This window comes from Aquidulcibacter sp., assembly GCF_020253525.1.
In the GTDB taxonomy this organism is placed as follows: Bacteria; Pseudomonadota; Alphaproteobacteria; order Caulobacterales; family Aquidulcibacteraceae; genus Aquidulcibacter.
Window position 1 is genome coordinate 1 of record NZ_JADCBK010000016.1, and the last position, 7,277, is coordinate 7,277.

Here is a 7,277-nt window from a genome sequence, read left to right on the forward strand (position 1 = left end):
CAGATTATTTTGCTTTTCCCACGCCCGGATCGCTTGGGTGGCGGCAAGGCCATCCATTTCTGGCATCATCATATCCATCAAGATCAGATCAAAACTGTCGATCTTGTAGAAGGCCACAGCCTCCCGTCCATTGGCAGCCATCACCGGCGTCATGCCCATGGGCTCCAGCATGAAAGTGATCACTTTTTGATTGATCGGATTGTCTTCGGCGACCAACACCCGCAAGCCCGTTGGCCCGATGGACCCATCATTCAAGGCCAAGGCGTCGTCAAAGCTCGCGCTGACTGGCAGGCGCGCATTGGCTTTTAAGGGTTCGGCATTTTTGACTTGAATGCGCACCTCAAACCGACTGCCCGAACCCGGTTGCGACGTGGCAGAGATGCTGCCGTCCATCAGTTCGCACAAGGACTTGCAAATCGACAGGCCGAGGCCCGTGCCGCCAAACCGCCGGCTGATGCTGTTATCGGCCTGTTCAAAGCGGTTGAACAAATGTTGGCTGGCCTTCTGGTCAAAGCCAATACCCGTGTCTGACACTTGAATGCGAAGCTCTACGCTTTCGCCATCAATCTCCAGCGCGTCAACTTGGATATCAATCCGGCCTTTATCGGTGAATTTCACCGCATTGGAGGTGAGGTTCGAGATAATCTGACGGATGCGGACGGCATCGCCCACATAGCGCCCCTCGGCCTCTGGATGAATGGCGAGATAAAAGGCGACGCCTTTTTCTTCTGCCCGTGTCCGGAACGTGTGGGCGGCGGTCTCAACCGTTTCGCGCAAGTCAAAAGGTGCGATCGAGAGTTCTAGCTTATCGGCTTCAATCTTGGCGCTATCAAGCACATCTGAAACCAAGCGCTCTAAGGTTTCGCCAGAGGTGCGGACTAGATTGACCATTTCTTGCTGAGATGGGGTCAAGCTGGTGTTGTTTAAGACCTCGGCCAGACCAACAATACCATTGAGGGGCGTGCGGATTTCATGACTCATAGTCGCCAAAAATTGTGACTTGGCATCACTGGCGAGGCTGACTTGTTCCAACGTCTTGGCCAATTTGGTTTCGCGCTGCCAGCTTTGATAGGCCGCGCTCAAACTATAGGTCAAAAGAAACACCATCGCGATGCTGGCTTGGAAGACGGCGCTATCGGCATAGGATTCGCTGACGATCATCACCGCCGGGACCGAGATAATGCCCATCACAAGGGGAAGGGCTGCCGCCAAAAAGGCGCTGACATAGCTCAAGCTGGTGGAAATCACATGGGTAAGCGCGCCAACCAAAATGGCTAGGCCGATGATGAGGGGGCCGATCTCGCCCGTCTTCACCAAGGCCAATGCACCCGCCACCCAGACCGACGCCCCAAAGGCCATGTTGGCGCAGAAAAGTTTCCGGCTGAGTGCGCCCTTTTCAGGGTCCTTGCTCGACTTCATGCCGATCAGCAACTCTAAGCCTTCATTGAGCGCAAAGGCGGCAAACCAGATCACCGCCGCCAGTCCATCAATCCCCCAGAGCAAAAGCCCGGTGAAGCCAGCGGCCGCTAAGGTCCGGCTTGGGAGATCGTCGCGCAACCGTCCAAGCAAATCTAAATATGACTGGTGCACGCGTTTACTCCCCCCGTCTCGTAAAAGATTAAAGGCGGGAGCTTTATTTTCAGTTAGCTTTAGGGCCGAATTTGTGTCGTTTTTTGCCAAAATCTGATGAAATTTGCAACTAAATTATATTTTTAGTTGTCTTTTTCATTAGAATTACTTGGTCTTGGGACGTGCAATCCGATCACGCGTCCTGCAGCTATTCGGCCTATGTCTAGCCGTGCGCCAAATTTTTGGCATGGATCTGGATCAGGCACAGCGCGCTTTGGCGTGCCAGCTTCCACCAGAAAGTCGGCGAAGTCATCGGCAAAGTTGGCGGCAAATCGGTGGGCGTCGCCAACCTCTGACAGCGAGCCCTGATCCATCACCACACCAGCACCCCGCGACCAAGCCATGGCGGCGGCTTGACGTCCATCGGCTGTGTCCAGTCTGGCTTCGATACTCAAGCCACCTCGACCAACGGGCAAGCGCACAGAGCCACCGGGCAAGAGGCGGCTGACCGCCGCAGAAGCCGCAGAAGCGGTCGCATTGGTTTCTTGCAGGCGTGTGATAACCGCTTGCACCCGCGCGGCTGCGGGCTCCTCTGGGCCGACCAGCTCAAAGCGGCGTGACATGTGGAAACAAAGCTGGCGATCCAATTCGCCAAGGACCAAAAGGCGCGATTCCGGCGTGATTGTGTCTGGAATATCGCCACCCTCTTGCAGTTTTGCCGGCAAAAGCGTGACTTTTTGAACCCCGCGCAAAGCGTCTAAATCGCGCTGCCGCTCAATCTGGGCGCGCACCGTGCCTGAAACTTTCTCCATACCGGCTTGATTGGCCAGAAAACCTGTCTGTGTGGGCGGCTTAGTCGCACAAGCGGGCAGGGCAAGGAGGGCCAAAAGCAACATCGGGCGCATACAGGCAGGAAAAGAAAGGGGCATTATGAAGGCCAAATTATGAGGGTGAGGCGCAGGAAAACTACGCCAGTTTCACGCGACATAGCACGTTTGCCGTGCTTGGCTTGCCGCAAAGCAATTAAAATGCGGCTTTTCACATCATGTTGATGGCCGCGCGCTCACCTTGGTAGGATGTCATTCCGATAGCGCGGGGCAAGCGAAGCGACACCGTGCGTATCTCTTATCGTCGCGCAAGTTTTGGTGCCCGGCATTTGATACTTGCGCCCTGACCCGCTAGCCTTGCTACAGATGCAGTGGGGGAGGGCGTGATGGCCATAATGAGAGTGATTGCGGCATTCGTGTTGACGACATGTTTGGCGGTGCCTGCCGCCGTTTTCGCCCAACCTGCCGGGGTGGCTGCCACGCAAAAGCAAGCATCCGCGCTGCCCCCGATTCTCAAGGCGCGCGACCGCGCCACAACCGAAAACGCCATTTTGGCCGAGCGCTTAGATACAATCATCCCGATGATCATGCGCGAACAAGGGATTGATCTATGGCTGTTGGTGGCACGCGAATATTTTGAAGAGCCGGTCGTGGCCTCTATGCTGGATGCTGAAAACATGCATGCCCGCAGGCGCACCATTTTGATCTTTTTCGACCCCGGTGCGGGTAAGTCGATTGAGCGGCTAACCGTCAGCCGCTATGGCCTTGGGGGCCTGTTCGCGCCTGCGTGGGACCCCAAAAAACAGCCCGATCAGTGGCAGGCAGTCGCCGATATCATCGCCACGCGCAATCCCAACAAGATCGCCATCAACACCTCTGACCTCTATCAGTTCGCCGATGGCATGACGCTTAGCCAATATCAAAAATTCACGGCCGCTTTGCCAAAGCCTTTGCAAGGCCGGATCGTCAGCGGGGAGGCACTCGCCATCCGTTGGCTTGAAACCCGCACCCCTTCTGAAATGGCAATTTATCCCACGCTGATGCGTTTGGCCCATGGGCTGATTGGGGAAGCCTTTTCGCGCGCGGTCATCACCCCCGGGGTTACAACTGCCGAGCAGGTGCAATGGTGGTATCGGGATCGGTTGCTTCAATTGGGCTTAGAGCCCTGGTTCCACCCCTCCGTCGGAATCCAGCGCAAGGGCGTGAAGGGCATGTTGGAAGGCGATGAAGTCATCCAGCCGGGCGACCTCCTCTGGACAGATTTCGGCATCACCTATCTGCGCCTCAACACCGATATGCAGCACCTTGCCTATGTGTTGAAGCCGGGCGAGACCGAGGCACCCGCGGGCCTTCGCCAAGGGCTTGCCAATAGTAATCGCCTGCAAGACATCCTCACCCGCCAATTCGCTGTCGGGCGCAGCGGGAATGAGGTTTTGGCGCGCGCCCGGGCAGAAGCGATTGCGGCGGGGCTTGACCCCTCAATCTACTCCCATCCGATTGGCCTACATGGCCATGGTGCCGGGCCCTCGATTGGCTTTTGGGACAATCAGAACGCCGATCCACGCGGCGCTGGCCTGATTGCCGCCAATACAGCTTGGTCGATTGAGCTGACGACTTTTGCCGCCGTGCCCGAGTGGGATGGCCAACGCGTTGATTTCCGCGCCGAAGAAAACGCCTTTTTTGACGGCAAGGAAGTGCGCTATCTCGACGGCCGCCAAATAGAACTGACCCTTATCCCATCACGGCCGTAGGGGGGCGCTCTGAAAGGGATGGGCCTCGGTCATACCGCTTCAAAGAAGGTCAATGCTAAGGCATCAGCCAAAGGACTTGGAACGGCTTCAGGCCGCACTTCGCTTGCCATGAAGCCGCCGGACAATTCTTTTTGCGCAAGCTGGGGTGTCAGAGGTGAAATCGGCTTCGCCGACGCGCCAAGGGCGCGCCTCTTGACGCCCCATCTTGCGCGCTCAAACTCGAACTTGGCCTTTGCCTAGGCACAGCCGGGGGCAAAGGCCTTCCAAAGCGTTTGGCGAACGCCCAAAACTGGCTATCTCAGGAATTGCTAGACCATGGTGCAAATCACAGCTGGAACGCACCCTGCCGCGCGGGGCGCATGTCTGGCGGTCCCGAAGGGACTTGAACCCCCGACCCATCGTTTAGGAAACGATTGCTCTATCCTGCTGAGCTACGGGACCGCACAGCCCTTGCTTAGCGGGCGCGGGCTGGTTTGGGGAGGGGGGTGTTACAGATTTGGCCCGAGAATGCGTTGGGGCTTAATCGGCGGCGGTTGCGACCACGCGCGGCAGTTTGAAGATGACATCCTCGCGCGTGACTTCCACATCTTGCAGCGTGACTTCAAAGCGCGCCTGACAGGCTGCGATAACCGCTTCCACCAGATCTTCGGGCGCACTGGCCCCGGCGGTGAGGCCCAAAGTGGCAACACCGTCAAACCAAGACCAATCAATACCCTGCGCATCATCAATCAAATGGGCAGCCTTCGCCCCAGCGCGCAGACCGACTTCCACGAGCCGGATCGAATTGGACGAGGTTTTTGAGCCAATGACCAAGAGGAGGTCAGCTTTAGCCCCCAGAGCTTTGACGGCCTCTTGGCGATTCGTCGTCGCGTAGCAAATGTCTTCCTTATGGGGCGGCGAGATTTCCGGAAATTTTGCCTGCAAAGCCGCGACAATTTCAGCTGTATCATCAACCGACAGCGTGGTTTGGGTCACAAAAGCGAGCTTTTTGGCGTCTTTTGGCTGAAAATCTGCCACTTCGGCCACATCTTGGATCAAAGTGACCGAGCCTTGCGGCAATTGGCCCATGGTGCCGATAACTTCTGGGTGACCTGCATGGCCAATGAGAACAATTTCACGCTCTGCATCAAAATGCCGTTGGGCTTCCACATGGACTTTGGAGACCAGAGGACAGGTCGCATCGACATAAATCATATTGCGGCGAGAAGCCTCTTCCGGCACCGATTTGGGCACGCCATGGGCAGAGAAGACAACCGGGCGGTCGGTAGGGCATTCGTCTAATTCTTCAACAAAAACAGCGCCTAGTCGCTTTAGGCGTTCCACCACATGCACATTATGGACGATCTCGTGGCGGACATAGACCGGCGCACCCCATTTCTCAATCGCGCGCTCAACAATCTGGATGGCACGGTCCACACCGGCGCAAAAGCCGCGCGGGGCTGCGAGCAAAATCGTCAACGGACGGGCAGGGGCTGTAACTTCCGACATGATTTCTCCGGTGGCATTGCCTTGTTGGCGCCGCATTGCGTTGCTTGAAACAAGACTGACCTCTAAAGACATGGTCTATAATTGCGGCAGTGCCAAGATGGTCTGCTTCGCTTCTTCTGTGGAATGCAACATGCGCCCCCAAGCTATTGCCTTTGTGATCACTTCGTCCATCCTTTTTGCCGCTTGTTCGTCCTTGCCTTTCATGGGCAATCGCGACGGTCGCACTAAGGCACCCCCACCCATGACCGAAGCAGACGCGCCTGCTGCAGACGCGCCTAAGCCCACGGTTGAGGCGAAAGCAGGGGATGCAGAAACCTTGGAGGCCCCCGTCGGGCCACCGCGCAAGCGCGGTTTCTTCTCTGGCGTGGCCAAGGCCCTTGGCAGTGATTCTGGCGTGCCCAATGTTGGACCCTGCCCAGCGGTGCGGGTTTTGTATGACGCCCAACGCTTTGTCGAACTCGACGGGGCAGAGCGGTTTGAGAATGTCGGCTATACGGGCGAGATTTTGAATGTGAATTCCGATTGCCGTTATGTTGGCGCTGATCCCATCACCATCAATCTGCAATTAGATATGGCCTTTGGCAAAGGCCCCAAAGCCAAAGGGGCCTTTAAGGACGCCAATTATTGGGTGACCGTGACGCGCAAGGATATCGCCGTCATCAGCCGCCAAGTCTATACCCAGCGCGTTGTGATTCCAGCTGGCTCTGACCGGGTTGCCTTGAAGTCCTTACCCATCACCATCGAAATCCCCCGTGCCAATAAGGATATTGCCGGGGCCAATTTTGAAGTGCTGGTCGGCTTTGAATTGACGCCCGAGCAATTGGAGTTCAACCGCAATGGTAAGCGCTTCCGCGTGGATGCTGGCGTTCCGCGCTAAAGGCCTGATGCATGACCCATTTTGCGTTTCATTTAGCCCATAAGCTGGGCAATGCCTTTGCTGATCTGGGCTTAAGCCCGGATTTGGGCGCGGTCGTTCGGGCTCAAAAGGCAGAATTCGGCCATTTTCAGTGTAATGGCGCCATGGCCGGGGCTAAACAGGCAGGCAAGAACCCGCGTGAGGTTGCCACGTCAGTTGCGGCAAGACTGGCGCATGACCCCGATATTGCGCGGGTGGAAGTCGCAGGCCCTGGCTTTTTGAACATCACCTTGTCGGATGCCGCTTTGATCGCCCAAGCAGCAGCAATTGCGCAAGACCCACGCGCTGGCGCAGGCTTGGTGGAGGCTCCGCGCCGCGTCATCGTCGATTATGCCGGACCGAATGTCGCCAAATCCATGCATGTCGGCCATTTGCGCGCGACCATTATTGGCGACAGCATTAAGCGTCTCTATCGCTTCCGCGGCGATCACGTTTGGGGCGATGCGCATTTTGGCGATTGGGGCTTTCAAATGGGCCTGTTGATTGCGACCTTGGCGCAAGAAATGCCCGACCTGCCTTATTTTGACGCCGATTTTGCCGGGCCGTATCCGGACGTGAGCCCCGTTCAATTGGCTGATCTAGAGCGGATTTATCCCGCTGCGGCGGCGCTGGCCAAAACCGATGTCGAGGCGCGCGACCGTGCCCGTAAAGCTACGGCAGAGCTGCAGGCAGGCCGGCCCGGCTATCGCGCGCTGTGGCAGCATTTTGTGGCGGTGTCGCGCGGCG

At 57.0% G+C, this 7,277-nt stretch carries 6 protein-coding genes and 1 tRNA gene; 3 read left to right on the forward strand and 4 right to left on the reverse strand.

Features of this window, described 5'->3' with window-relative positions; genetic code table 11:
- On the reverse strand, positions 1 to 1,590 hold a 1,590-nt coding region (locus tag IOB61_RS02120; RefSeq protein WP_290811472.1), incomplete at its 3' end, for an ATP-binding protein.
- Between the two features lie 122 nt (positions 1,591 to 1,712).
- A complete protein-coding gene (locus IOB61_RS02125; RefSeq protein WP_290811475.1) occupies positions 1,713 to 2,498 on the reverse strand; it encodes a DUF3313 family protein in 786 nt (261 codons plus the stop codon).
- Between the two features lie 284 nt (positions 2,499 to 2,782).
- On the opposite strand from IOB61_RS02125, the gene IOB61_RS02130 reads away from it, so the two are divergent.
- Positions 2,783 to 4,147: a M24 family metallopeptidase gene (locus tag IOB61_RS02130; protein ID WP_290811478.1), complete on the forward strand. Its 1,365-nt coding sequence runs from the start codon at positions 2,783 to 2,785 to the stop codon at positions 4,145 to 4,147.
- A gap of 364 nt (positions 4,148 to 4,511) precedes the next feature.
- Here the strand turns inward: IOB61_RS02130 and IOB61_RS02135 are convergent.
- A tRNA-Arg gene (locus tag IOB61_RS02135) sits at positions 4,512 to 4,588 on the reverse strand.
- 78 nt (positions 4,589 to 4,666) lie between these two features.
- Positions 4,667 to 5,635 carry a 4-hydroxy-3-methylbut-2-enyl diphosphate reductase gene (gene ispH, locus IOB61_RS02140; protein ID WP_290811481.1) on the reverse strand — a complete coding sequence of 323 codons (969 nt, stop codon included), beginning with the start codon at positions 5,633 to 5,635 and terminating at the stop codon, positions 4,667 to 4,669.
- 130 nt (positions 5,636 to 5,765) lie between these two features.
- Here ispH and IOB61_RS02145 point away from each other — a divergent pair, with 130 nt between their 5' ends.
- A complete protein-coding gene (locus IOB61_RS02145) occupies positions 5,766 to 6,512 on the forward strand; it encodes a Tat pathway signal sequence domain protein (protein WP_290811484.1) in 747 nt (248 codons plus the stop codon).
- A gap of 11 nt (positions 6,513 to 6,523) precedes the next feature.
- Positions 6,524 to 7,277 (forward strand): arginine--tRNA ligase (argS, locus tag IOB61_RS02150; RefSeq protein ID WP_290811487.1); only part of this gene is annotated, 754 nt, incomplete at its 3' end.

Coding starts and splice junctions, on each gene's coding strand:
- IOB61_RS02125 (WP_290811475.1), bottom strand. CDS start 2,498: ATGCCCCTTTCTTTTCCTGCCTGTATGCGCCCGATGTTGCTTTTGGCC.
- IOB61_RS02130 (WP_290811478.1), top strand. CDS start 2,783: ATGGCCATAATGAGAGTGATTGCGGCATTCGTGTTGACGACATGTTTG.
- ispH (WP_290811481.1), bottom strand. CDS start 5,635: ATGTCGGAAGTTACAGCCCCTGCCCGTCCGTTGACGATTTTGCTCGCA.
- IOB61_RS02145 (WP_290811484.1), top strand. CDS start 5,766: ATGCGCCCCCAAGCTATTGCCTTTGTGATCACTTCGTCCATCCTTTTT.